Source organism: Glaciibacter superstes DSM 21135 (assembly GCF_000421145.1).
Lineage (GTDB): Bacteria > Actinomycetota > Actinomycetes > Actinomycetales > Microbacteriaceae > Cryobacterium > Cryobacterium superstes.
Window position 1 is genome coordinate 123,437 of record NZ_ATWH01000008.1, and the last position, 25,982, is coordinate 149,418.

Below are 25,982 nucleotides of genomic sequence, written 5' to 3' on the forward strand. Positions count from 1 at the left end.
CCGCGAACGACCGGTCCGATCCGACTGGCGACCTGGGTCGCTCGTGCACGACGGATGCCGCGTGGGACGCTCAGAGAATGGCCGTCACCTCTGCGCTGCAAGCTCGCGCATCTCGGCCCCGACCATAGGGAGCTCATGCGTCGTCCACTCATCCTCACCGCCGCCGCCGTGACTGTCTTGGCACTCACCGCATGCACGGCCACGCCCGTAGCCACGTCGTCTGACGCGCCAGCGGCGACCGGCACATCGACCGCACCACCGGAATCCGATGACCCGCGAGTGGCGGAAATCGCCGAGCTGGTCGATGCCACCGTCAGCGAGCACGCGCTCAAATCGGCGATCGTGCAGGTTCTCGTCGACGGGAAGGAACTGACGACCGTCGTTCTCGGCGAGTCGACGATGGGTGTTCCCGCCACCGCCGACATGCACTTCCGCAACGGGGCCGTCGCGATCTCCTACGTCGTCGCCGTGCTGCTGCAGCTCGTCGACGATGGCACCGTCTCACTTGACGACACCATCGACGAGTGGCTGCCTGAACTGCCGAACGCCGATGCGGTGACGCTGCGGATGCTGGTGAACATGACGAGCGGATACGCCGACCATGTCGCGGACCAGGACTTCCTCGATTCGCTGGATGCGGATCCGTTCCAGAACTACACCTCAGATGATCTGATCGGCTTCAGCCTGGCCACACCACACCTGTTCGAACCAGGCACAAATTGGGACTACTCGCACGCCGGCTACGTCATGCTCGGGGAGGCACTCACCGCGGCCACCGGCAAGCCGATGTCGCAGCTGATGGACGAGCTCATCATCGAACCGCTGAAGCTGGACGACACGGTCGGCGATCAGGGCCCCCTCATCCCAGAGCCGGTACAACACGCGTTCACCGCCGAGCGCGGTGTCTGGGAGGATTCGACCTACTGGGATCCGTCGTGGACCCTCCCGGTCGGTGCTGTGCAGACCACCACTATCAGCGACATGGCGCGCAGCTTCGATGCCATCGTCGGGGCCGGCGAATTACTCAGCCCCGAATCGTATGAGGCCATGGTGGCACCGAGCCTCGTTGGCTTCGGCTCGCCGCTCGAGGGGTGCAGCAGCTGCCACGAGCTGACCAAAGAGTGGAACTACGGACTCGGCGTTGTGCGGTCGGAGAACTGGTTGCTGCAGACGCCGTCGTTCGGGGGGTATGCCGGCGCCGTGGCGACCCTGCCGTCCGAACGGATCACGGTGGCGGCATCCGTCACATACACCGAGGCCAGCCAGACCGACTGGCCTGGAACACTCAGAAACCGCGCCGACGACCTGGTGAGGCGGATCGCCACGCTCCTCTCCCCCGACGACGCGCCGACCGCCTCACGCGCCGACGGCTGAACCGCAACGCGCGCCGGCTGGCCGGCGGGCGGCTGATACCCCGTACACCGGTGGCAACCGCGCCTGAGTCAGCCATCCGCCCGGGCTGGCGTAGCGTTGTGGCATGAGAACGCGCGAGCATCCGGAGTAGCCGGATGAGGATCTCTGTGCGCACATCATTCGGCATCGGGCGGCTCCTCCTGGCCGCCGTGCAAGTCGCCGCCCTCGTCGGCAACTTCGACTACGTGCTCGGCTTTGCAACCTTTGCAACCGGCAACTTCTTCAGCTACTTCACCATCCAGAGCGCGATAGCCGCGGTGGTGATGTTCGTCGTCGGCGCCGTTCTGGCGCTTCGGACACAAGAGGATCCGCCCTGGTTCGACCTGTTCCGCTCGCTCGTGACCACCTACATCATCGTCTCCGGCATCGTGTTCGCACTCATGGTCATCCAGTCGAACACGCGCGACTACCGCATCGATGTTCCCTGGTCTGACCAGGTGCTGCATTTCTGGGTGCCGGCCTTCGCCCTGCTCGACTGGCTGTTCGACCCGCACAAGGCGCGCGTGTCAGTGCGCATTCTGCGCTGGGTGGCGCTCTACCCGCTGGTCTGGGGCGTGTTCACGCTGGTGCGGGGCGCATCCGTCGGGTGGTATCCGTACTTCTTCCTCGATTCGGCGCAGGTGACTCCGCTCGAAATGCTGCTGTACTGCGCAATCTGCCTATTGATCATCGTTGGCATCACGGCCACCCTCGCGGCAACAACCCGCGTGCACCTCAGTCCGTGGTGGGAGCGCCGCGAGCCCGGCAGGGGACGTTAGCGGCGCAGCGCCAGCGGCCTGGGCACCCGGAAATACACTGGGCACCCACAATTTCGGGTGCCCACGGCAATATCGGGTGCCCAGACCGGGTCGGCTCGCACGCACGCTGCCCTCAGGCGCTGGCTAGTCCGGCGACTCGGCGGGTGGCTCGGTCAGAGCGCCGGTCTCCGGCACCTGGCCCGTGGCCGGGTCGGCGAACGGCTCGAGGCTCGCCAGTGCCGCAGCGAGAAATTCGTCATCGCCGACTTCGGCGAGACGAACGGCGGAGTCCGCCGCGATCAGCCCCATCAGCACCGGCTCTCCGGTCAGCGGGGCGAGGTTGAACCAGGTGGCGAAGTCGGATGCCTTCGGCTCGGCCGTGGCCTCGGCATCCGAACCGGAGCCTGCGGACGGTTTCGGCGTGCCGGCCGCTGCCGCGGCATCCGTTGCCCTGACGGTCGTCCAGACCGGAGCATCCGTCGTCCAGAACGGCTTCTCGAATCGCAGCCAGACTTTGTCGAGGGTTCCCATGCCGAGTGCGGCGATCGCCCCGCGATGGGCGAAGGGCAGCGGCGGAGCGAACTCGATCGCGTCGGTCTTCAGCACGCCGAGCGGCACGGTGATGACCACACGATCGACAGAGAGTGATTCGCCGGTGCCGAGCCGCAGGCTGACCCGGTCGTCGGTGTACGAGACGCGGGTGACGACGTTCGAGACCAATACATCGAGGTCTTGCGCAGCCTCAGAGACCAGGCCCGCGTAGCCGCCGAGCACGATATCGTCTTCCGTCGTCTGCACGGGTGCGACGTCGCCTCCGTACCAGGCCGAGACCTTGCCGGCGGATGCCCCGGCCCCCACCTCGAGGGAGGTTGCGATGTCGTAGCCGAGCCAGTCGGCCGGCGATACGCCTGACTCATCGGGCTCGGTGGAGAGTTCCCCTGCGCCGGACTCGGCGAGTGCCTTCGTGATCGAGAGGTCTTCTGGTGTTGTGGTGGCCCAGGCGACTGCCGCCGCAACGGCCTCTGCGCCGGTAGGGGGCACCAGGGCGACTGTTCCGTCAACGGTGCGGGTCTCTGTGGTGCGCACGAACGGCAGGGTGGAGATGCCGGCCTCGTCGAGCTCCTCGTCGAGATCGGTATCGCCTGCCCCGCCCACAAATGACGGGCCCAGCTCGATCGGGAACGGCCACGAGTCGCTCGTGCGCGTGTCGATGCGACCGCCGATGCGGTCTCGCGCCTCGATGACCACCACCTCGTATCCCGAATCACTCAGCATCCTGGCAGCCGAGATTCCGGCGATCCCGGCGCCGATGACGGCGATCCGCTCGCCGGACTCCGCCTCAGAATCGAGCTCCCTTGCCGCACGGCGCCCGGAATCCCGGGCGCCGGCGACCGTGCCGACACCCTCAGTCGCCGTCGCTTCCCCCGCAAAATACAGGCGGGCGTTGATCGGTTCGCGCAGAGTCGCCCGCTGCTCTGGCGTTGCATCGACGGCCGGAAAGCTGAATGAGCCGCGCGCAAACGGGTCAGCAGACCAGTTGCTGCGCTGCATCGCCTCCGGTTGTGGCACCAGTGACGGTGGCGGAGTGGTCGGTGGAACGGAAGGCGTCGGCGTCGGTTTCGGCGGCGTGCACGCGGCGAGCGCGGCGACGGTGAGACCGGATGCCGCACCGATCAGAAACGTTCGACGCTTCATCGCCCTGGCCGCGGCATCCGACTCGCGTGCGCATGCAACTGACCCCGTGACATGCCTCAACGCTACTCCAGCGAACCGGCACTTGACATCTCCCTCGCAGCATGGTTGGTTAGTTACATCACCAACTAACCAGTGAACATGAAGCCACCAGAGAGCGAGTCATCTGTGATCGAAGAAGGCAAACCGATCTTCGTTCAGATCGCGGAACAAATCGAGAACGACATCATCGATGGCGCCATCGAGGAAGAGACGCAGGTCCCATCCACCAACGAGTTCGCTGTTTTCTACCGCATCAATCCGGCCACCGCAGGCAAGGGTGTCAACCGTCTGGTCGAAGACGGCATCCTCTACAAGAAACGAGGCATCGGAATGTTCGTCGCCGCAGGCGCACGGGCACGACTCGTGACCAACCGCACCGAAGAGTTCGCTGCCAGCTTCGTCAGGCCGCTGCTTGACGAGGCCGCCAAGCTCGGCATCGCGCCGAATCAGGTGGCCGCCATGATCCAGTCCGCCGCTTCGGCAGACACCACCAACCAGAAGGAGACGGTCACCTCATGACCACCACCACTCTCGCTCCCGCCGTGAGCGTCGAAGGTCTCACCAAGCGTTATGGAAAGTTCACCGCGGTCGACAACGTGAGCTTCCACGTGGAGTCGAACAAGATCTACGGCCTGCTCGGCCGCAACGGCGCGGGCAAGACCACCATCATGCAGTTACTCACCGGGCAACAGTTCGCCACCTCGGGCGAGATCTCGGTCTTCGGAGACTACCCCGCAGAGAACGCGCGTGTTCTGCAGCAGATCTGCTTCATCAAGGAAGCGCAGAAGTACCCGGACACTTTCAAGGTCAAGCACGTGCTGGCCAGCGCTCCGTGGTTCTTCGAGAATTGGGACGCCGACTTCGCCGACCGCCTGGTCGACGACTTCCGACTGCCGATGAAGCGCGACGTGAAGAAGGTCTCTCGTGGCCAGCTGTCGGCAATCGGCGTCATCGTCGGTCTCGCGTCGCGGGCACCGCTGACGTTCTTCGACGAGCCATACCTCGGCCTCGACGCCGTGGCTCGGCAGACCTTCTACGACCGTCTCCTCGAGGACTTCGCCGAGCATCCGCGCACCGTCATTCTCTCGACGCACCTGATCGACGAGGTCAGCAACCTGCTCGAGCACGTGCTCGTGATCGACGAGGGGCGCATCATCATCGATCAGGATGCAGAAGAGCTGCGCGGGAGTGCCAGCACCGTTGTTGGGAAGGCGACGGATGTCGACGCGTTCGTCGCCGGCCGCGACGTGCTACATCGCGAGGGCATCGGCGGTCTCGCCTCGGTGACCGTCAGCGGCCTTTCCGCTGCAGAACGCCGCACCGCCGCCGATGCCGGGCTCGAGCTCGCACCGGTGTCGCTGCAGCAGTTGATCGTGAGAAAGACGAGCGGCTCAGGAGCCGCGGCCCAGTCTGATTGGAGTGAAAGCGCATGACCACCACCGCCATCGAAAGAGAGACCACGCCCATGACCTCCACACCGGCCATGACGAGGCCCTTGCCTTCGCCGTTCGCCCGCATCTGGAACGTCGTCCGCCTGCATCTGGTCGACCGTCGGACCTACATCGGCATTCCGTGGATCATCGTCGCCTTCGCATTCCTCATCTCGATCGTCCTCTCAAACATCATCGGTTTCGTGACCGGTGACGGGCTCGGCGGAGCGGAGGCGACCGCAAACCAGCGGTACAGCTGGGCGGTGCTCGCCCCACAGTGGTATCTGATCGTCGTTGCGGTGCAGTCGATCGGGCTGACCTTCCCGTTCGCGCTCGGCTTCAGCGTGACCAGGCGAGACTTCTACCTCGGCACCTCGCTGATGTTCGTACTGATCTCGGCGTTCAACGCCGTCGCGTTCGCCGTGCTGACGCAGATCGAGAAGGTCACAGACGGCTGGTGGATGGGCACCTACATGTTCAACGCCCTCTGGTTCGGCGTCGATGGCTGGTACGTCGACCTGCTCTCGTTCTTCGTGCTGCAGCTGCTGGTGTTCTTCATCGGGGCATCCGTCACCACCATCTACATGCGCTGGCGCATCGTCGGAATGCTGGTGTTCGCCATCACCGTAGCCGTGGTGGTGCTCGGCACGCTCTCGCTGATCACCTTCACGTCGAGTTGGCCTGCGGTCGCCACGTGGTTCGGGCAGCAGGGCATCGCGGGGATCTTCCTCTGGCTCCTGGTGCCGACGGTGCTGGCAGCGGTCGGCGGATACGTCACGCTACGCAGGGCGACGCCGAAGAACTAGCTTGCGCGCGGCCTGAATCGCCGTTTGCGCCGAGAATTGCCGCTCCTGCGACGACACTCGGCGCAGACGGCGATTCTCGCGTTCGGTGGGCGAATGCCGCAGCTCGCGCCATCGCGAGTGTCACAGCCCGGGCGGCAGCAGGAAACCGTCGCCCAGCAACTCGCGCACCCGCGGCAGCAGCTGTTCAGTCAGTGCGTGTTCGTCGGCGTCAAGCAGGTGCGCCAGTGCAGCGATGATCGCGCTGACCGCGAGCTCCCCGTCGCAGGCGCCGACCAGGGCCGCGAGCGCCGTGTCGAGCTGCACCGACCGGCCGAAACCTCCGCCCTGGTGCAGCGTCATCAGGGTCGGATCGTCTGCACCCGGCCAGTAGTGGCGCTCCTCTGTGACGTCGGGAGCAACAGTGAATCTCGCCCTCGCGAGAGCCACGGCATCCGTTCTCGCATTCCAGTCGTGCGCCGCGAGGCACTCGGCGAGATGGGTGCCGAGCCCAGACCCGTTGGTGCCGAGTTCGCCATGCAGTCGCTCGAGACGGCGGAGCGGCTCGTCGCCGCCGACCGGCTTCCTCAGCAGCAGGTAACCGAAGCCGACCTGGCGCACCCCGCGGGCGGCGAAGTCGTCGAGCCAGGCGTCGTAGAGCCGGTCGAATTCCGCGGAGTCCGGAAGCGTGCCACCGTCGCGGATCCAGGTCTCGGCATACTCGGTCGGCAACTGCACCTCACGTTCGATGATCCAGGCGCCCTGCGCCGCTGCGTCGCCCGGATCCCCGAGCCAGTCGCGCAAGCGTTCGAACGCGTCGACTTCCTGGCCGCCGGCATCCGTTCGATACTCCCAATTGCCGAGCAGCTGCGCGATTCCGCCCGGGCTCAGGTGCTCGGCCGAGCCACGCACCACCGCTTCGACGATCGCGTCGCCGACGAGCCCGCCATCGCGATATTCGTAGCTCGGCACGCCGGCCACACGGGGCGTGATCACAAACGGCGGGTTGGAGATGATGTGGTCGAAACGCTCTCCCCCCACCGGCTCGAACAGGCTGCCGAGGCGAAATTCAATGTTCCGGATGCCGTTCAGCTCGGCATTCAGCGCCGCGAGTTCGAGTGCGCGTTCGGAGATATCGGTGGCGACGACCCGCTCGGCGTGACGGGCCGCGTGCATAGCCTGGATTCCGCAGCCGGTGCCGAGGTCGAGTGCACTCTTCACCGGGGTCGGGATCATCAACCCGGTGAGCGTGAGGGATGCTCCGCCGACGCCGAGGACGTGAGTCTCGGTGAGCGCGTGGCCGAGTGCGAGTTCGCCGAGGTCTGACGCTACCCACCAGCTGCCGGCGCCGTGTGCGTCGATGAAGCTGTACGGGCGGAGATCGAGGAGCGGTCGCACGTCAGCCGCTTCTCGGGTTACGAGGCCGAGTTGTTCGGCCCCGTCCAGCCCGAGTGCGGGAAATGCGTTGCCGGCATCCGCTGCCGACACCGGCAGCCCCAACACGAACAACTGCGCGAGAGTCGCTGACGGCTCGGTGCGTTCGAGCCTGTCACGCAGTGCAGCGAGCGCGCGCAGGGCTGGCACCCGCTGGTTGCGGTGCAGGGCCGCCTCCGCCGGGGCTCCCCACAGGCCGGTGAGCGCGCTGACGCTGAAGTTGGCAGTGGTGAGGTCGGCGCGGAGCCGGTCGATCAGTTCTGAAGTCACCGGTCCATTCAACTGCACGTCCCAACCGCAGCCGTCCAGCGCACAGTTCCGTGCCCGATTGCGCGGCCCTCTGTGGCTAATTCAGGAGATCTCGTGCCCACCGCATCCGTCACGGCGTCTTTCCGCCATTTCGGCGGCTGCCATTCCCGGATCTCCTGAGTTAGCCCCTCAGGTCAGAGCCAGCGCATGGTGAAGGCGCGCGCCAGCACGCCGCGGGTGGGGGGCAACGCGAGCGCCCGAACCAGCAGATTGCGTGCGGCGAGGCGTGGCCCGCGATAGGGCCTGCCCATCGCCATGTTGAAGCCGGCCTGGCGAACGGCCATCCGAGCAGCGCGACGGCGACGCTCACCCCAGTCGGCGAGAACGGATGCCGCGGCATCCGGGTCACGAAGCGCCCGTTCGATCGCCGGAACCAACGCCACCGCGTCGAGCCAGCCGAGGTTCATCCCCTGTCCGCCGATCGGACTGATCTCGTGGGCGGCGTCCCCGACGAGCACGACCCGGCCCAGGGCGAACTGCGACGCCAGCCGCTGCTGCACGCTGAACGGGCTCGGTGCATCCGTCGACGCCGTCAGCGAGACACCGGTGCGCGAACGGATGACTCCGGCCAGGTCAGCGGATGACGCATCGCCCCAGAGTCCGTCGGTCATCGCCACCCATCGGCGCCGACCATTCGGAAGGGGGAAGGACTCAACCACTCCACCGCGTTCGAAGTAGAGTGCCGCCGTCGACGCGCGCGAACCGTCGTCCGCATAGTCGGCCATCAGATAGGTCTCCCCGCCGCCGATCGACCGCCAGCCGATGCCGGCCGCGACTCGCATGGAGCTACGAGCTCCATCTGCGGCGATCACGTATCGAGACTGCACCGTGCGCGCCTGCACCGCGCGCGCCCGCTCTGTGCCGGTCGCACCGTCCGCCGCGCGAACGTGCACGTCGACATGATCGCCGCGGTCTTGCACGCCGACTGCTGTGCGCCCCTGCCGCAAGCTACCGGGTCGCAACTGTTCCAATCGTGTGCGCAGCAGCGCCTCAGTTTCGTACTGCGGGAGTGCTGCCACGAACGGGTACGACGCTCCCGTTCCAGCGAACGAGAGCCGCCCGAGCCGTCGCCCGTCGCAGTACACCTCGCCGTCGCCGATCTTCACGGCACGGCCCTGCAGTTCGTCTGCGACACCGATCCGCTCCAGCGCGGCCAGCGACGGCGGGTGGATGCCGATGGCGCGCGAGTGCATCGATGGCTTGGTGCGTTGCTCAAGGACCACAACGTCGACCCCGCGCTCGGCGAGGAGGCAGGCCAGAAGCACGCCGACCGGTCCCCCGCCGACGATGGTGACGTCACGCATCCGTCGCCGTGGTTTCGTCGGGCACGGGCCGCGATGTCTCCGGCGCCGTCCGGCCGGACCGCCGTGAGAGCGACCCTTCCGGCCCCGAGTGACCGGCGGAGCGGGCACTCGGGGCCGGAAAGGTCACAGTGGGCGAGGCGGAGGGGGCTGCTGGTGCCTGCCAGCGCAGCACCAGACGAGACGGGGCCTCGCGCGTGACGTGCCAGCCGGCAGGGAGCGCCGCCCGCAGTTCAGCAGCGCGGTAGCTGCGCCGAATCGACGTGAGTCCGTCCTGGCGAATGTACGAACCGCGGAAGAACGGCCACGTTCCCAATCCGAACCCGAGGTAGGCGAAGCGGCTGCGCTCGATATCTGCGTGCAGCACGCTACCGGTGCACAGGCGTTCAGAATCGAACAGCAGTCCGCCCAGTTCCGCTGCGGTGAGGTGGTGCAGCACATGATTCGATACGACGAAGTCGAACGTCGCCCCCTCTGCGACGAGCTCTGAACTGAGCGCCCGCCGAAAAGTCAGGCCACGCAGCTGCGGGAGCCCGGTCGCATAAGCGTGGGCGCGCGCATCAGGGTCGACCGCCGTCACTTCCAGCCGTAGCCCATCGCGCGCGGCCCAGCGCGCCAGCGAGCGCGCGACATCACCCCCACCGGAACCGACGTCAAGCAGCGTGCGCGGGCGCGTCGTCGACAGTTGCGGCCGGATGTCGCGCCGATACATCGTCTGCCACCCCGACACGAAGGGGTTCACGAACCGAAACTGGGCATATGTGCGCCGCAGCATCTGCGGATCGCAGTCCGGGCTGTCCATGATCTCGACAGCGCTTTCTGCCCGCGAGCGCAGCGACGGGATGCCCATGCTCGGCTACCGCGCGGTGACGGTCATCAGGCCGGTTTCGACCGTCAACCCAGGGCCGAACGCCATCGCACAAACCCGGTCGCCGTCTTCGGTTGCCTCGCCATCGAGAATCGCCTTCATGACGAACAACACCGTGGCACTCGACATATTGCCGTAGCGCCGCAGCGTCTCACGAGCCGGCACCAGCTGCGCCTCGCTCAGCCCGAGCTTCGCCTCGGTCTTGTCGAGGATGCTCCGGCCACCCGGGTGGATCGCCCAGTGCGCAATCGCCATGTTCAAAGGCTTTGCGAGCACGGCAACGGATGCCGGGGCGCTTTCCGAAGACGGGTCGTTGTCAGAGACGCTAGCCGCCGCCACCGTCACCGACAGCGACCCGTCAGGCTCAAGCAACTCAGCCAGTTCAGCATCGCGTGCGAGCAACGGCGCCAGCGCTCCCTCGATGTGCTCGTCGATGATGTGTGGAACGTAGGTGCTCAGCACCATCTCGAAGCCCTCATCGCCGATCTTCCAGGCCATGTCGCCCTCGCCGACCGGCGTGATGACGGTCTCGAAGTGGTCGAGATCCAGCGCCTTCTCGCCCGGTGCCGGCGCTCGGTTGCTCACGATGCAGGCCGCCGCACCGTCTGCGAACAACGACGACGCCACGATGGTGTCGGGGTCGTTCGACGTGCGCAGGTGCAGTGAACACAGTTCGGCGCTGACCACCAGCACCACGGCGTCCGGGTCTGCAAGGGCGAACTGTTTCGCTGTCCGCAGCGCGGGCATCGAGGCGTAACAGCCCATGAATCCCAGGTGATACCGCTGCGTCGCGGGGCTCAGGCCGAGCTCGCGCACGAGCATGTAGTCGGGGCCCGGCGCATAAAAACCGGTGCACGAGACCGTGACGACATGGGTCACGTCCGCCGCGTCGATGTCGGGGCAGGCCTCCAGCGCCCGTCGCCCTGCCTCAACGAAGAGCTTCGTGGCCTCGGTGATGTAGAGCTCGTTGCGCACGCGGGTTCCCGGCACGAGCAGCGTCTGCGTCTCCGGGTCAAAGAACTGCGGATCTGCGCCGTTGCCGTCAAGCGTGAGTTCATCGATGACGGTGTGCCGGGTCTCGATACCCGATACGTTGAAGGAGGTCGTGACGAGCCGTTGGGCGAGCCGACTGAGCCCGGGCTGGCTGGCGAAAACGTCGCGCACCTGCTCCTGATACAGAATCGTCGGCGGAACTGCAGTCTGGAGCGCTCTCAGCGTGACGGCCATATGGCCAGTGTTACACGCTGCTGTGGCCATCGGTAGGTCACACATGCAACACGCAGCCAGTCGGACCGCACAGGCAAACAACACAGACGGATGCCGATGGCCGGGCCGCGCCGCCGGCATCCGTCACTCGCTTGCCGGTCTGAACCTGCCTAAGGTGGCGAGAGAGATTTGTTCTTTCGAAAAGCCAAGCAGGGAGCCCATCATGGCCATGACCGTCGCCGACCAGCTCATCGCCCAGTTGACCGGAGCCGGGGTGCGCCGCATCTACGGCATCGTCGGCGACAGCCTCAACCCGATCGTCGACGCGGTTCGCCGCTCCGGCGGTTCAGCGAAGGGCGGCATCGACTGGGTGCACGTGCGCAACGAGGAGGCCGCGGCGTTTGCGGCCGGGGCAGAGGCGCAGCTCACCGGTCAGCTCGCTGTCTGTGCGGGGAGTTGCGGGCCGGGCAACCTGCACCTGATCAACGGCCTATACGACGCGCATCGCTCCGGCGCACCGGTGCTCGCGATCGCCAGCCACGTTCCGAGCCCCCAGATCGGCAGCAGCTTCTTTCAGGAGACGCACCCGGACCGGTTGTTCGTCGAGTGCTCCAACTACCGCGAGCTGGTCAGTACCGCCGCGCAGGCGCCGCGTGTGGTGAACATGGCCATGCGACACGCGATCGGGCTCGGCGGCGTTGCGGTGGTCACCCTCCCCGGCGACATTGCCGAGTTGGATGCCGTGGGCTCTGCGCCGACGCTCGAACTGACCCAGCGGCCGACGATCGTTCCCGCCGCCTCTGACGTCGAAGCCCTCGCCGCGGCGATCAACAAGGCAAAGCAGATCGCCATTTTCGCCGGCATCGGTACGGCCGGCGCCCACGACGAGGTCATCGCGTTCGCCGACCTGCTCGCGGCACCGATGGGGCACTCACTGCGCGGCAAGGAGTGGATTCAGTACGACAATCCGTTCGACGTCGGCATGACCGGGCTGATCGGCTACGGCGCCGCCCACGACGGCATCCACGACGCCGACCTGCTCATCCTGCTCGGCACCGACTTCCCCTATACCCAGTTCCTGCCAGACGGCAAGGACGTCGTGATCGCGCAGGTCGACATTCGCGCAGAGCACCTCGGCCGCAGGGCGAACGTGAGCGTTCCGGTGCACGGCGATGTGGCTGCGACGATCGCGGCCGTGACGCCGTTGATCACCCGCACAGCGAGCCGGCGATTCCTGGAGAAGACGCAGAAGCGGCATGACCAGCTGATGCACAAGGTGGACGGCAATCCGCGGAATGTGGAACGTCGCACCCCAATCCACCCGGAATACGCGGCCTCCATCCTCGACGACATCGCCGCTGACGATGCCATCTTCACGGCAGACACCGGCATGTGCAACGTTTGGTCTGCGCGCTACATCAACCCGAACGGTCGGCGACGGATGCTCGCCTCCATGCTGCACGGATCGATGGCCAACGCCCTGCCGCAGGCCATCGGCGCACAGGCCAGCCACCCGGGGCGACAGGTGGTGTCGATGTCGGGCGACGGCGGGCTCTCGATGTTGATGGGTGAACTGGTCACGGTGGCGGCCCAGAAGCTGCCGGTGAAGATCGTGGTGTTCAACAACTCGACGCTCGGCATGGTGAAGCTCGAGATGCTGGTCGACGGATATCCCGACTTCGGCGTCGACGTGCCGTCCGTTGACTACGCGGCGGTCGCCAACGCGCTGGGCATCTACGGGCAGCGGGTGGAGGATCCCAGTGGCATCCGAGGCGCATTCGAGCGGGCGCTGGAACATGACGGGCCCGCCCTGGTCGACCTGATCACCGACCCGCTCGCGCTCAGCCTGCCGCCGACGATCACCGGGGCGCAGGTGTTCGGGTTCGCGCTCGCGATTTCGAAGGTGGTCATGAACGGCGGAGTTGGCGAGGCCGTGCAGCTCGCGAAGACGAACATCCACAAGATCTGAAAACAATCAGGGCAGGCGTGCGAAGGTGCGGATTGCGCCGAGTGCCAGGAGGAAGCCAGCGGCGATGATCGCGGTGGCACCCCCGATGTAGGCGATGACCGTATCCGGGCTCTCACTGTTCGCGCCGAGGTAGGTGATGACAAACGCGACAGCGGTGACCACCAGAAACGGGACGACGATCCACCACAGCCACCCACGGCCGGCCGTGCGCCGGCCGGTCAGTGCCACCGGGCGCACCACTGCGAGCACGGCACCCACCAGGCACCCCCAGACGGCGACAACCAGCAGTGCCGCGATCACATCGCTCGGACGATGCCATTGATTGGCGAGCGTCGACACCCCGGCAAGCACGGTGAACGCTGCTCCCCACCCGGCGACGGCCGGCCGAGCACGCGGGCTGGAGACGAGGAAAACGGCGAGGGCGGATGCCGCGGCCACGGTTGTATGCCCAGACGGGAATGAGCTGTCTGCGAAGCCCTCTACCCCGAGATCCGGGCGGTCGAAGACGACGTATTTCAGAATCTGGGTGGTCGCCGCGGCCGCTACGGCAGCACAGAGCGCGACCAGGAGCGTCAACCAGTTGCGTCGGACGACCGCGATGACCACCGTGAGCAGACCGCCGACCACACCAGAGATCATGGGCAACGCATCCAGTAGTCTGCGGGTGAACGGCGTCACGCTCCGCCAGCCGAAATCGGCACCATCGTAGGCCAGCTGGTCAACGGTCTGGCCGATCTGGGTGCGCACGAAGAAGACGTACAGCAGCGCCAGGACCACCGCTGCGGCCAGCGCCGCCGCCAGGTAGCGGATCGGGCTCGCTCTCGTACTCGCACGCATTCGTTAATGTTCCCACAGCAGAATGTACGACTGCTTCACGCGCCCGCGACTTCCGACCCGCTAGGGTCATGCCATGAGCAGCCGAGACACCGAACCGCACGGCAATCGATTCTGGCCGTTCGGCCCCGCACAGTGGATCGCGGTGATCCTGATCGTGCTGGCCATCGTCTTCGTCGCGCAGAACCGTGCGTCGATGGCGATCCACCTGTTCTGGATGACGATCAGCGCCCCGCAGTGGTTCGTTCTCGTGCTGCTGGTGATCGTCGGCCTCGTCGCCGGCTATCTCCTCGGCAGGCGCCGCGCGAAGAACCGCGGTCGCTGATCCGTTCCCGATGGGCTGACCCGGTCACGGATGCCACGGCGCACGTGTTCACACCAGCGCGAGAACGACCTTGCCGCGCACGTGCCCGGCGATGAGGTGCTCGTAGGCGTCGCGCACACGCTCCAGCGGAAAGACGGTGTCGATCGGCAGCACAATCTCACCCGCCGCGATGAGTGCCGCCAGTTCACCGACCCGCTGAGGATCAACTCCCGCGCCTCCGACGCCGGCGATTCCGGCATCCGTTCGATGCCCGCGCGCAGCGATCGTGTTGATGCGGCGACCGGGCACGCCGAGCTTCAAGGCCGCGTCGATCGTCTCCGGGCCGTGGTTGTCGAGAGCGGCCGTGATGCGCGGCACCACCGAACGCACTCGCTTGACAAGCCCTTCACCGTAGGCGACGGGAATCACCCCGAGCCCGCGCAGGAATTCATGGTTGCGCTCGCTCGCCGTTCCGACCACGGTCGCGCCTCTGCGAATGGCCAGCTGCGCTGCGAGCACGCCGACGCCGCCCGCCGCCGCACTCACCAGCACCGTGTCGTCTGGGGTGAGCGCGAGCGACTCGACCGTGGCGATCGCCGTGCGCCCGGAAATGTCGAGGGAACCGGCTTCGTCGAAGCTGAGTTCATCCGGCTTTGGCACCAGGGTGCCAGGGTCGACCAGCACATAGTCGGCCTGCGCGAACATCCGTTTGCCACCGAAGACGGCATCGCCGGCCTGCACGCCAGTCGACCCGTGGCCGACCTCGTCGACGAAGCCGGCGAAGTCGTTGCCGTTTCCGCACGGCGGCACGGCATGGTAGGTGGCGGCCGACGGCCCGCCGTGGAAGATCTTCCAGTCGACCGGGTTAAGTCCGCCCGCGTGCACGCGCACCCTCACCTGCCCGGGGCCGGGCAGCGGCGGATCGTCTTCGGTCTCGATATGGAGCACGTCTGGCCCACCGAACCGGTCGAAGCGTACATAGCGTGCCATGGCCCCAGCCTAGGCATTCCGAACGGATACCGCGCGGCCACTCGATCCCTTTTCTGCCTGCCGCGGCATCCGTCGCCCTCGAATTGGTGTCACCGGGAGTGGCGCCGGTCGCGTGGCGTACACCAAATGTTCAACTGGGCATGATCGAATAATCACCAGTACCGTTAGTGCGCACGCCGCAGAGTGCGTACTTGCCAACGAATGGAAAGCTCTGTGAGCATTCGAACGGCCGAATACCCGAGGCCGGATCATTTCCTGCTCCACCTCAGCGACACGCATCTGCTTGCAGGAGGCAATCGCCTCTACGACACGGTAGACAGCGCAGCGCACCTGACCCAGCTCTTTGCCGAGCTGGAGTCCTCCGGCGGCCGACCGGAGGCCATCGTCTTCACCGGCGATCTCGCCGACAGGGGCGAGCCAGGCGCCTATGATCGGTTGCGCGCCATCGTCGAGCCGGCCGCCGAGCGCCTGGGCGCAAGGGTCATCTGGGTGATGGGAAACCACGACGACCGAGCCTCGTTCCGCACCAATCTGCTCGGCGAGCTGCCGACGACGAACCCGGTCGACAGCGTCACCGACGTCAACGGGCTCCGAGTGATCACGCTGGACTCATCTGTCCCCGGCCACCATCACGGTGAAATCAGGCCGGACCAGCTCGACTGGCTCGCCGGGGAACTCTCCGTGCCTGCGCCAGACGGCACGATTCTGGCGATGCACCACCCGCCAGTGCCGAGCGTGCTCGAGCTGGCCGTCTCGGTCGAATTGCGCGACCAGTCGGGCCTGGCCGAGGTGCTCAGGGGCACGGATGTGCGCAGCATCATCGCCGGTCACCTGCACTATTCGTCGACAGCGACGTTTGCCGGCATTCCGGTGTCGGTAGCATCGGCCACCTGCTACACCCAAGACCTCAACGTTCCGGTCGGCGGTACGCGCGGACGGGACGGCGCCAGGGCTTTCAACCTGGTGCACGTCTACCCAGACACGGTCCTGCACTCCGTGGTGCCGCTCGGCAGCTACCCCGCCCTCGACTACATCGACGCGGAAGAGAGTGCGCAGAGGCTCGGCGCCTCCGGCATCGAGATCCGGCCGGCGGGTTCTCTTCCCGCATTCCGTGAGCCGCCCATGACTCGCCCGATCCCGGTACTGCGCTGATCGCTCCGTTTCGTCGCGGAGCGTAGCGCAGTCCGTCTGACGGTACTCGTCTTCAGTGCGAGAACGACTGAGTTCGGTTCTGGGCAGGCATCGGTGATGCCAGGCTGTCCAGGTAGGCCGTCTCCGCGATGATTCCGTCGAGCAAGTCCCTGGCGCGGTCCATGCTGAGTCCGTTGCGCACCACAATTCGCTGAACCGTGCGGTCGCTCAGATTGTCTGGCATCGGATATGCCGGCACCAGCCACCCTCTCATGCGCAGACGATCGGAGAGATCGTAGAGGCTCCAGTTCGTGGTGTGACCTGGTCGCAACTGCCACGCGAATACGGGGATGTCGGATCCGTCGCTCCAGAGGTCGAATGCACCGATCTTGGAAATTCCGTCGGAGAGGAACAGCGCGACATCCTGCGCACCTTGCTGGATGGCCCGGTATCCCTCCATTCCGAGGCGGAGGAACAGATAGTACTGCAGCAGGATCTGGGCACCCGGCCGGGAGAAATTGAGCGCAAAGGTCGGCATGCTTCCGCCGAGGTAGCTGACATTGAAGATCAGGTCTTCCGGGAGCCATTCCGTCTCGCGCCAGACGACCCAGCCCACACCAGGGTAGACGCCACCGTATTTGTGCCCTGACGTGCTGATCGAGTGAACGCGTTCCAGCCGGAAGTCCCAGAGAAGATCGCGTTGCAGGAATGGCGCGATCATGGCCCCGGATGCGCCGTCTACGTGAATCGGGACATCGAGTCCTGTTCTCTCCTGAATCGCGTCGAGCGCCGCTGCGATCTCGGCGATCGGTTCATAGACGCCGGTGTAGGTGACGCCCATGATGGCGACGACCCCAATGGTGTCCTCGTCTATATAGTCGGCGAGATCGTGCCCGTCGAACACCTTGTGGTCGTCGGTCATGGGAACAAAACGCGCCTCGACATCCCAGTAGTTGCAAAACTTCTCCCAGCACACCTGCACGGCCGAACTCATGACCAGGTTCGGTCTGTCGGTCGGCTTGCCTTCGGCCGCCCGTGCGTGCTGCCAGCGGCGCTTCATGGCCAGGCCTCCGAGCATGCAGGCTTCGGATGAGCCGGTCGTCGATGTGCCGATGGCGCGATCGGCATCTGGGGCGTTCCAGAGGTTCGCCAGCATCCGCCAGCAGGTGTCTTCGATGGCCGCCGTACCTGGGTACTCGTCCTTGTCGATCATGTTCTTGTCGTAGGACTCTGCATAGAGCTTGTCGGCATACTCATCCATCCAGGTGCTCACGAAGGTCGCCAGGTTGAGCCTGGCATTTCCGTCGAGCATGGTCTCATCATGGACGAGCTGGTACGCCGTCTCCGGGAGGAGTTCCTCGTCCGCCAGGCGGGTGCGCTTCGTGGCACTCCCCTCTGCGGCACGGTCGAAAAGTGGAATGAGTTCATCGGTTCCGGCCGGTGCATTCACAAAGGCGTCCTCTCGCTGGTTTCTCTCACTCTAGGGACAAACCGTCAGCGAAAGGACCCCGCACTGAAACGATGCAGCGAAATGATGAGCGAAGCCCGCTTCACTCCTGCCCGGCGACCGCCGAAATTCCGCCCACTCCGTCGAGCGGGGATGAGTAGCTCTCTTCCGATCGCCGGCTCAGGCCGTCTGCGCCGATCTCAGGCACCCGCTCCCACGGTGCGGGAAACGGAAAGTAGCGCTCAAGGAAGTCGGTCACGGCCTCGCGGCGCACCTCGTCAGAGATTTCAGGGAAGCTGCCGTCGTTCAGGCAGAACATGTCCTGGTCGCGGCGCTTCCGCAGCTTGTTCATCTGGCGGAGCGCCAGCCGCAGCGTCGTCTCGACGTACAGCGACCTGGCCTGCGTCTGCGCGACGGCGCGCCCGGTCATCAGCGCGTAGTAGTGGTACAGCGAATTGGTCACTGAGATGTCGGTGGCCGACCGGAACCGGCTGGCAGCGGTGCGGGCGAAGTCCTCTGGGAACTCGCACTCGAGCTCCTGCATCACGCTCTTGCGGAGCGGTGCGGCGGTGTGCTCGAGATGGCGGGTGGTGACCTTGCCGAAACGTTCGAGGAGCAGCGCCCGGTTCACCCGCGCCGCGTTTTCGAAGCCGCTGCGTGTCGGGTCGTTCTCCCCCAGTCCGATACGGGTGGGCGCCTCGATGAATTTCGTGACACCGCCGGGTGAGAAGAACAGCTCCGGCCCGATCGGTCGCCCGAAGAACATGTCGTCGTTGGAGTACAGGAAGTGCTCCGCAATGCCAGGGATGTTGTGCAGCTGACTCTCGACGGCGTGCGAATTGTGTGTCGGCAGCACGTTCGTGTCTGCGAAGAACTCCTCGCTGCGCATGATGGTGACCCGCGGGTGGTCGGCCAGCCAGGCCGGCGCGGGCGAGTCTGTCGCGATGAAGATTCGCCGCACCCAGGGAGCGAAGAGATACACACTCCGCAACGCATACTTCAACTCATCGATCTGGCGGAACCGGGCGTCGGACTCGTCGCCTTCCCCGACGACGTACGCCTGCATCCGTTTCGCGCGTTCACGCTGGAAGTCGGTCGACGAGCCGTCGACCCAGGAGAACACCATGTCGATGTCGAAGGAGACGTCGCTGGCGAGGTCGTCGAACATGCTTTGCAGGGTGCGCCAGGTGCGTCCGTAGCGCTCGATGGTGGTCTCACGCGCCTCGGAGCGCGGCATCCGTTGGCGCATCAGTGCGTTCTCAACCGGGGCGATGATCTCGTCGTCGCCGAAGCGCCAGAACTCCAGCTGGAACGCGGTGTCTGCACCGTAGCGCAGGCGCCCGATCGGTTCGATCCGGGGCCGGTAGACACGGAAAACGGATGCCTTACGGTGCGTCATCAGGCCGCCGTCGGCGAGCAGCGCGGCCTGCACGTCGCGCCGCGCCTTGGTTGCGCGAGTGGCCACCACCTCGTCGTACGGGCGCACGTAGAAGGGTTCGTTGACAAACACCTCTGCGAAGATGCGGGTGATCTCCTTGCGGCGCTTGCGGTCGACTGCGATGACCGGGCGATCGTTGTCGCCGCGCACCAGCAGAAACTCGATGCCGGCGTTGTCGAGTACGTCGCGAACGGCGAGGAGGTCTTTGACCATCGACTCGTACGGGGTGAAGTGCCCGTTGATGAGGGAGATCTCGCCCTTCCGCACGACCACGTCTTCGCGGTCGAACCGGCGGGTGCGCGAATCCTGGGTGACCAGCACCAGTTCCGGCTCGCGGCTGAGCGACAACACGGGCATCGAGCCGGTGTCGGTGGCGACTGGTTCGTCCGTCGGCCTGGGTTCGGCGCGTTTCGAAGTCGATCCCTGGGAGTCTGTGCGCTTCGATGCCGAACGGTCGAATGTGGCCATGGTCCTCCTGAAGGGAATCGATATACGTGTGTTCGTGAGTCAGCCACGCGCGTCGGCGGGGTTGCGTCCTGGGGTGCTTTCGGCTCTTCCGGAGGACTGCGCGGCGGTGCGGTCCTGCCGTTGCGTTACGGCCCGGGTGCGCGGGCTGCCGAGGTACGCTGTGGCGCTTTCTCAGTGTACGTCGCTTAGCTGGGCGATCGTGGTGCAGACTGGTCGTCGGTATCGGGAGCCGACACGGCAGGGGAGGCACTGCCTGGCGGGTGGTCGGCAGGGTGGTCGGCAGGGTGGTCAAGGGGGTGGCCGGCCAGGTAGTCGGCCAGCACCCTCGCCTGATTCAACTCCGGATCTTTGGCGCTGTACACCAGCGTGGTATTCGCGCCGGCTCGCTCGTTCTGCCCGACGTGGTCCTGCAACTCGGAGAGAGCGGCGTTCGTGCCCGCGTCAGCTGTCAGTTCTGCGCGGTAGCGGCGGGTGAACTCGTCGATCTGCTCCGGATCGTGATTCCACCAGTGACGCAGCTCGGTCGACGGCGCCACTTCCTTGAGCCAGAGATCCGCATTCGCGCGTTCCTTGGTGATGCCGCGCGGCCAGATTCGGTCGACCAGCACGCGAAAGCCGTCATCGGCCGATGGGTCGTCGTACACCCGCTTGATTCGAATTGTCACTCTGGTTTCCCTTCATCTTCCGATGCGCCTCTTGTTGCGTCGACGGCGGCGGCCTCGAGGTCATGCGGGTCTGTCACCGGCAGCCGGCAGACGAAATCGCGACACAGGTATGCAGTCGGCAGCCCTGCCTGTGCGCCTCGGCCGTCGAAGAGTTCGAATCCGCGCGCCTGGAACTGCTGCGCCTGACTGACGGTGACGGATGTCGTGAGCGCGCCGGTGCGACGCGCTGCGGTTTCCAGCATGGCGGCCCGACTGGGGGCGGCGGTTGTGGCGGCGGCAGTGGTGACGGCCGCAGTGGTGGCATCTGGCGACACCACCACCAGTTGGTCGACCGGGGCGTGAAGCCGCTCCACCAGGCGGAGGGCAGCGCCGAACGCGATCGGCCGGGCGGGGGCGAGATTCGTGAGGATGGACATGCCGCTCACCGCGGCAGAACGGTACCGCTCGTCGGCAGTGAGCAGATAGAGCGTGTAGGCAGCATCAGCGCTCGCGGTCAGACCAGACGGATATGCGCCCTCGGACGGGTCGACATCGACCGCGAGGCCTTGCGCAGCGAGCACGGGATCTGCGCCGTTCGGGGCACGAAACGGCGCGGCTGCGGCATCTGGTGCGGCCCCACCGTCGGCAGCGGCACCGTCTGCACTGGCACCGTCGGCACTACCACCATCGGCACTACCACCATCGGCACTGTCGGGGGCTGCCGATAGCGTGCTGTTTATGAGGCTGCGCGCGGCCGTGGCGTAGCGCACCTCTCCGGTGACCAGAGCAAGCTCGAGGAGGCCTTGTGCGAACATCCCGAAGTCCTCCAGCGTGGCGCGTGCGCTGGAGACCCGCGCGCCGAAGGAGCCGAATTCAGACGAGCCGGATTCAGACGAGCCGGAATCAATGGACGCCCGAACGAGTGTGCCGTCAGGGCGGAGATGATTGGCGAGTAGAAAGTCGGCCGCATCCCGAGCCGCGGTGATCAGGCTCTCATCTCCGAACGCGAAGCCTGCGCGGGCGAGTGCCGTGATGGCGAGCCCGTTCCAGCCGGTGAGCACCTTGGTGTCGAGTGCGGGCGGCGTTTCGCGCGTGCGTTCGTCTTCGCCGAGTGCATAGTATCCGCCTTCGACGCGGTGCCCAGCGACGGTGCTCTCCGAGTCTTGCGCGCTGGCGAAACCTCCGCTCGGCAGCCGCATCACTGTCGTGAGGTAGCGGGCAACACCCTCGGCAACCGTGCGTGCCCAGGCCTCGCCCGTGTGCTTCCAGGCGAGGGTATACAGGTCGAGCAGCTGGGCGTTGTCGTACAGCATGCGTTCATAGTGCGGGTCGCTCCAGTCCCGGCCGGTTGCGTAACGGAAGAACCCACCTTCGATGGGGTCGCGCAGTGGAGACGCACCCATGCGCTTGAGGGTGCGGAGCGCGAGTTCGCGTCCGTCGGGGCGGTCGAGCAGAAACCCGAGGGTTGGCGCGACCGGAAACTTCGGCGCGCCGCCGAAGCCGCCGAATGTGGTGTCTTCATAGGCGCCGAGTTCTGCCACGGCAGCGGCGAGGGTCTCCGTCGCCGGCAGCGTGCCAGACGGAGCAGTGTTCGCGGCGACCTCGGCGAGCGCCTCTGACACCCGGGCCGCCGTGGAGGTGACCTCGTCTCGGCGCGTTGTCCAGGCATCCGTCACCGCCTCGAGCACCTGCCGGAACGCCGGGTGCCCCTGCGCCGGCTGCGGGGGAAAGTAGGTGCCGGCATAGAAGGCCTGACCGGCCGGCGTGACGAACACGTTGAGCGGCCAGCCGAGGTTGCCGGTGAAGGCTCCTGCAGCGGCGAGGTAGCCGGCGTCGACGTCTGGGTGCTCCTCGCGGTCGACCTTGATGCTCACGAAGTTCGCGTTCAGGTACTCCGCGAGCGATGGATCGCTGAAACTCTCCCTGGCCATGACGTGGCACCAGTGACAGGTCGAGTATCCGATCGAGACCAGCACCGGAACGTCGCGCTGCTCGGCCTCGGCGAATGCGTCTGCGCCCCAGCTGTGCCAGTCGACCGGGTTCTCGGCGTGAGACCGCAGGTACGGGCTGATGGCGTCGGCGAGGCGGTTGGGCATGATTCCATTCTGCTCCGTTCACCTGGATTGACTAGGGTTGTGCCACTGCGAGCGAGGAGGCGGGATGATGGAGACACATCTCGCCGCGCGATTACGGGCTGCGGCCGACACCGATCCGACGCTTCTGCGCGAACTGCGCGCGGCCTATGGCGGCCGCTTTGATGTCCTGGATGCGCTGTGGTGGCGCGAAAACCCGCTCTCCCCCACACCGGCTGGACTCGACGACCCGGCCGCGGAGCTCAGGGAACTGCAGTCAGCCGTGTATTCGCGAGCATCTGCTGACGAACCTTTCGTGGAGTTCACCGACCCAGAAACCGGCGAAACACGGCACGCCACTCCCAGCGAACGCCGGCTGAATGAGGTGCGCAGACAGCTGGCGGACGATGCGGCGGAACTGGACGCGGTGCTCGATCGGTTCAGCGACTGGCCAACGAGAATGGCCCCGGCCAACGAAGACGCCACGAACCCAGGTTTTGCGACATCAGATGCCATGCCGACATTTGCCACGCCGACAAATGCTGCGATGACGGATGTTGCGGGCAACGCCGGCCGACCGGGATCTGAAGCGGAGTTTTCCGACCGATTCTCACGAATCCCGTTCCGCCGCACACTTCTGCTGCTCGCAACCGGAGCGGCGGCGGGCGTACTGATCACCCTCGGCGTCCAGGCCGTGCAGGGACCACCGGCCTCCACCGAAGCCGCATCAGACTCACAGCCCCTCACCGAATACGACGGAACCATCCAGGCCGAGGCTCGTGACGAGGACGGTACTCCCGGCAGCTCGAACGTGTTGGCGATCTTCGATCAACCGGCCCAGTTCCCAGGCGACACGGTTCCGAACCTCGGCTCCGCGTATATCCCGGAGTCGATCCGCTCCGTGTTCGGTGCAACGCCCAGCGTCGACGGATTCGGCGTGTACGTCGCCCAGCGCGGCGTCAGTCAGTACTGCATCATCGTTCAGAACGCCGACCTCACCGGCAGCACGGAGTGCGCGGGCGCAAGTGTGATCGAGAAGTACGGCCTGCGACTGGACGCTGTTGTGCTCGGGCGCGGCTCAGATGCCACGGACGGCCCGCTCGACACCCTGCTCGACCTGCGGGTGAGCTGGGGTCAGGACGGCACCTTCAGCGGTGGAACCACCCGCCACGTCGCGCCCTAAGGTCGGGATCCACACATGAGAATCCTGAGCAACTCAAGCTAAGCGGAACGGCGCGCGGCCGCCTCCGCCTCCGCCCGAGCAGCTACGACGTGCAGGTTCTCCGGGCGTGACAAACCGAGGTGCTCCCGCAGGGTGCGCCCCTCGTACTCGCTGCGGAACAGCCCGCGACGCACCAGTTCGGGAACCACTCCCGTCGTGAACGACGAGAACTGGTCGCCCATGAACGCCGTCAGCACGTTGAAGCCGTCGACCGCACCCGACGCGAACCACGTCTCGAAATGATCGGCAACCGACACCGCGTCCCCGACCACCACCGAAGACGGAATCACGTGCGTGACCAGCACGTGCCGATAGGTGACCGGCCGGTCCGCACTGCCGACCCTTCGGCCGGTGCGCGCCGCGACGCGCTCCAGGAGCCCCTGCCCGACATCGCTGAATCGCGCCGCAACCTTCGCAGGAATCTCGTCGTCAAGCCCACGAGGCCCCAGCGCAATACCGACCACCTGCGACAGCGCCCTGATCGAGCGCCCCTTCGGGAAGTCGGGCGCCTGCGACAGCCCTGACCCGTCGTCGAGCGGAACCAGCGACACCAGCGTGTCGAAGATCTCCCACGCGGCCTGGGTCGTCTCCGCGACGATCGGCAGCACCGGAGTGATCACCTTGAGCTGCGAGGGGTCACGGCCGACGGATGCCGCCTGACGCTTGATATCGGCGGTGAACGCCACCGCGTCTTCGAGCGTCGGCTGTGCCACCAGGGCGAGGTCCGCGACATCCCGAACCAGCTGCCTGGAGCGCACGGAGGTGCCCGCGTGCACGATCGGCAGGTGCCCCTGCACCGGGCGCGCCACGTTCAACGGACCAGCCACCCGCACGTGCTCCCCCACGAAGTCGGTGCGGTGCAGACGTTCGGGGTCGATGAGCACGCCACCCTGGCGATCGCGCCGGAACGCGTCGTCTTCCCAGCTGTCCCAGAGCAGCTTCACCGCGTCGACGAACTCCTCTGCCCGGTCGTACCGGTGCTCGTTGCCCCAGTGCGCATCGCGCCCGTGGTTGCCGGCCGCCCGTGGCTCCGCCCCGGTAACCAGGTTGAGTCCGGCGCGTCCACCGCTCAGCAGGTCGACGGATGCCGTGGCCCGCGCGAGCGTGTACGGGTCGCTGTATGTGGTGTTGGCTGTGGCGATCAGGCCGATGCGCTTAGTGACGCCGGCCAGGTACGTGATCGCCGAGAGCGGGTCGATGCGGGCGAGCAGATACGGGTCGCGAAACTCGAGGTCGTGCCCGGTCGCCAGCCAGTCGCCGAAGAAGATGTAGTCGAGCTTCGCTGCCTCGGCTGCTTTTGCAGTGCGCCGGATCACGGCGGCATCGCCGAGTGGGTTGTTGTGCGCGCCTGGGTAGCGCCACCCAGACGGATACGCCCCGAGGGCACGGAACATGGCACCAAGAATGATCTGCTCGCTCATGCCTGCACGCTAAGCCCGCCGGCCACGTCGCGGCGAGCGTGTTACGGCTCCGCCTTCACAGTGCGACACCCGGCGTAACCTGCCGGTCGAGGTCTTGACGCAACCCGGCGGGCACGCGACGGATCTCAGACGACTTCTGCCAGCATCCGTCGCCTGCGTTGAATTCGCACCCAGACGATGAACCCGACCAGCGTAAACACGCCGTAGAACAGGTAGAGCAATGCTGAGGCGTAGTAGCCGGCGCTGAACAGCAGCGGAACGCCGACGATGTCGACGGCGATCCAGATGAGCCAGAATTCGGTCCAGCCCTTCGCCATGCCCCAGGTGGCGAGGAGGGAGCCCATGAAGATCCAGGCGTCTGCCCAGACCGGTTCGAACGAGCCGAGCGCCCGGAAAACGGGCGTCAGGAGCAGCGTGCCGCCGACCAGGACCACGGCGATGATAATGCGCGCCCTGGTGCCCGCCCAGTGCGGTTCGACGGCGACGCGGGTTGCGGAGTTGCGACTGCGCGACCACTGCACCCAGCCATATACCGACACGAGGATGAACATGACCTGACGGCCGGCCTGGCCATAGAGGTTGATCGGGTTCGGGGTGTCGAAGACGGCGCCGAGAAAGACGGTGAACAGCAGCACATTGCCGACCAGGCCGATGGGCCAGGCCCAGACCTTGCGTCGCATGCCGCCGAGGGCGCTGGCGAGTCCGAACGCGTTGCCGACGACCTCGCGCCAGAGGATGACCTGATCGCCGATCTGGAGCTGGGCGTCGAACAGCCACTCGATCGGGTTCACCTGCCCACCTCCCTGTTGCCTGTTCGGCTGGCCGCGG

The 25,982-nt window shown here is 66.2% G+C and carries 22 protein-coding genes; 9 read left to right on the forward strand and 13 right to left on the reverse strand.

What is annotated here, in order from left to right; all coding sequences use genetic code 11:
• Positions 1-135 precede the first annotated feature (135 nt).
• Together K323_RS0112495 and K323_RS25820 are read left to right on the forward strand one after the other, a co-directional pair.
• Entirely contained in the window at positions 136-1,374 is a 1,239-nt protein-coding gene (locus tag K323_RS0112495) for a serine hydrolase domain-containing protein (RefSeq protein ID WP_022885620.1), read from the forward strand.
• A 146-nt stretch (positions 1,375-1,520) separates the two neighbouring features.
• Positions 1,521-2,171: a Pr6Pr family membrane protein gene (locus K323_RS25820; protein WP_157509429.1), complete on the forward strand. Its 651-nt coding sequence runs from the start codon at positions 1,521-1,523 to the stop codon at positions 2,169-2,171.
• Between the two features lie 123 nt (positions 2,172-2,294).
• On the opposite strand, the gene K323_RS25825 is transcribed toward K323_RS25820, so the two are convergent.
• Positions 2,295-3,845 (reverse strand): flavin monoamine oxidase family protein, encoded by a 1,551-nt coding sequence (locus tag K323_RS25825; RefSeq protein WP_051147337.1) that lies wholly within the window; start codon positions 3,843-3,845, stop codon positions 2,295-2,297.
• A gap of 138 nt (positions 3,846-3,983) precedes the next feature.
• Between K323_RS25825 and K323_RS0112510 the strand changes: the two genes are divergently transcribed.
• From K323_RS0112510 to K323_RS0112520, 3 genes are read left to right on the forward strand one after another with little or no spacing between them, the layout of a single operon-like run.
• Positions 3,984-4,403: a GntR family transcriptional regulator gene (locus K323_RS0112510; protein ID WP_245570976.1), complete on the forward strand. Its 420-nt coding sequence runs from the start codon at positions 3,984-3,986 to the stop codon at positions 4,401-4,403.
• Positions 4,400-5,317 carry an ABC transporter ATP-binding protein gene (locus K323_RS0112515; RefSeq protein ID WP_022885624.1) on the forward strand — a complete coding sequence of 306 codons (918 nt, stop codon included), beginning with the start codon at positions 4,400-4,402 and terminating at the stop codon, positions 5,315-5,317. Before K323_RS0112510 ends, K323_RS0112515 begins: the two co-directional genes overlap by 4 nt.
• Positions 5,314-6,120 carry a hypothetical protein gene (locus K323_RS0112520; RefSeq protein ID WP_022885625.1) on the forward strand — a complete coding sequence of 269 codons (807 nt, stop codon included), beginning with the start codon at positions 5,314-5,316 and terminating at the stop codon, positions 6,118-6,120. Before K323_RS0112515 ends, K323_RS0112520 begins: the two co-directional genes overlap by 4 nt.
• A gap of 120 nt (positions 6,121-6,240) precedes the next feature.
• Here K323_RS0112520 and K323_RS0112525 read toward each other — a convergent pair whose 3' ends face one another.
• The 4 genes from K323_RS0112525 to K323_RS0112540 all read right to left on the reverse strand — a co-directional run bounded on the left by K323_RS0112525 (position 6,241) and on the right by K323_RS0112540 (position 11,265).
• Positions 6,241-7,800 (reverse strand): DUF7059 domain-containing protein, encoded by a 1,560-nt coding sequence (locus K323_RS0112525; protein WP_022885626.1) that lies wholly within the window; start codon positions 7,798-7,800, stop codon positions 6,241-6,243.
• 173 nt (positions 7,801-7,973) lie between these two features.
• Positions 7,974-9,143 (reverse strand): FAD-dependent oxidoreductase, encoded by a 1,170-nt coding sequence (locus K323_RS0112530; RefSeq protein ID WP_022885627.1) that lies wholly within the window; start codon positions 9,141-9,143, stop codon positions 7,974-7,976.
• Complete coding sequence (locus tag K323_RS25830; protein ID WP_022885628.1) at positions 9,136-9,990, reverse strand: class I SAM-dependent methyltransferase; 855 nt, start codon at positions 9,988-9,990, stop codon at positions 9,136-9,138. Before K323_RS25830 ends, K323_RS0112530 begins: the two co-directional genes overlap by 8 nt.
• A gap of 6 nt (positions 9,991-9,996) precedes the next feature.
• Positions 9,997-11,265, reverse strand: coding sequence for a type III polyketide synthase (locus K323_RS0112540; protein ID WP_084697261.1), 1,269 nt, complete (start codon positions 11,263-11,265; stop codon positions 9,997-9,999).
• Between the two features lie 172 nt (positions 11,266-11,437).
• Between K323_RS0112540 and K323_RS0112545 the strand changes: the two genes are divergently transcribed.
• Positions 11,438-13,183 (forward strand): pyruvate dehydrogenase, encoded by a 1,746-nt coding sequence (locus K323_RS0112545; protein WP_026851608.1) that lies wholly within the window; start codon positions 11,438-11,440, stop codon positions 13,181-13,183.
• Positions 13,184-13,189: 6 nt separating this feature from the next.
• Here K323_RS0112545 and K323_RS0112550 read toward each other — a convergent pair whose 3' ends face one another.
• Complete coding sequence (locus K323_RS0112550; protein WP_022885630.1) at positions 13,190-14,020, reverse strand: phosphatase PAP2 family protein; 831 nt, start codon at positions 14,018-14,020, stop codon at positions 13,190-13,192.
• 73 nt (positions 14,021-14,093) lie between these two features.
• Between K323_RS0112550 and K323_RS25835 the strand changes: the two genes are divergently transcribed.
• Positions 14,094-14,342 (forward strand): LapA family protein, encoded by a 249-nt coding sequence (locus K323_RS25835; RefSeq protein WP_022885631.1) that lies wholly within the window; start codon positions 14,094-14,096, stop codon positions 14,340-14,342.
• Between the two features lie 48 nt (positions 14,343-14,390).
• Here the strand turns inward: K323_RS25835 and K323_RS0112560 are convergent, their stop codons facing one another.
• Complete coding sequence (locus tag K323_RS0112560) at positions 14,391-15,311, reverse strand: NADP-dependent oxidoreductase (protein ID WP_022885632.1); 921 nt, start codon at positions 15,309-15,311, stop codon at positions 14,391-14,393.
• A 213-nt stretch (positions 15,312-15,524) separates the two neighbouring features.
• Here K323_RS0112560 and K323_RS0112565 point away from each other — a divergent pair, with 213 nt between their 5' ends.
• Positions 15,525-16,463, forward strand: coding sequence for a phosphodiesterase (locus tag K323_RS0112565; RefSeq protein ID WP_022885633.1), 939 nt, complete (start codon positions 15,525-15,527; stop codon positions 16,461-16,463).
• 52 nt (positions 16,464-16,515) lie between these two features.
• Here K323_RS0112565 and gad read toward each other — a convergent pair whose 3' ends face one another.
• The 4 genes from gad to K323_RS0112585 form a co-directional block, all read right to left on the reverse strand.
• A complete protein-coding gene (gad, locus tag K323_RS0112570; RefSeq protein WP_022885634.1) occupies positions 16,516-17,892 on the reverse strand; it encodes a glutamate decarboxylase in 1,377 nt (458 codons plus the stop codon).
• A 100-nt stretch (positions 17,893-17,992) separates the two neighbouring features.
• Positions 17,993-19,684 (reverse strand): stealth family protein, encoded by a 1,692-nt coding sequence (locus tag K323_RS25840; RefSeq protein WP_084697280.1) that lies wholly within the window; start codon positions 19,682-19,684, stop codon positions 17,993-17,995.
• A 296-nt stretch (positions 19,685-19,980) separates the two neighbouring features.
• On the reverse strand, positions 19,981-20,460 hold the full coding sequence (locus tag K323_RS25845; RefSeq protein ID WP_022885636.1) for a DUF488 family protein, N3 subclade: 480 nt from the start codon (positions 20,458-20,460) through the stop codon (positions 19,981-19,983).
• Positions 20,457-22,535 carry a thioredoxin domain-containing protein gene (locus K323_RS0112585; RefSeq protein WP_022885637.1) on the reverse strand — a complete coding sequence of 693 codons (2,079 nt, stop codon included), beginning with the start codon at positions 22,533-22,535 and terminating at the stop codon, positions 20,457-20,459. The genes K323_RS25845 and K323_RS0112585 overlap by 4 nt, the downstream gene beginning before the upstream one ends.
• Positions 22,536-22,599: 64 nt before the next feature.
• Between K323_RS0112585 and K323_RS0112590 the strand changes: the two genes are divergently transcribed.
• A complete protein-coding gene (locus tag K323_RS0112590) occupies positions 22,600-23,694 on the forward strand; it encodes a hypothetical protein (protein ID WP_022885638.1) in 1,095 nt (364 codons plus the stop codon).
• Positions 23,695-23,732: 38 nt separating this feature from the next.
• Here K323_RS0112590 and K323_RS0112595 read toward each other — a convergent pair whose 3' ends face one another.
• Together K323_RS0112595 and pnuC are read right to left on the reverse strand one after the other, a co-directional pair.
• Positions 23,733-25,154, reverse strand: a complete 1,422-nt coding sequence (locus tag K323_RS0112595) for an NtaA/DmoA family FMN-dependent monooxygenase (RefSeq protein ID WP_022885639.1) — start codon at positions 25,152-25,154, stop codon at positions 23,733-23,735.
• Positions 25,155-25,279: 125 nt separating this feature from the next.
• Positions 25,280-25,945, reverse strand: a complete 666-nt coding sequence (gene pnuC / locus K323_RS25850) for a nicotinamide riboside transporter PnuC (protein WP_033373060.1) — start codon at positions 25,943-25,945, stop codon at positions 25,280-25,282.
• Positions 25,946-25,982 lie beyond the last annotated feature (37 nt).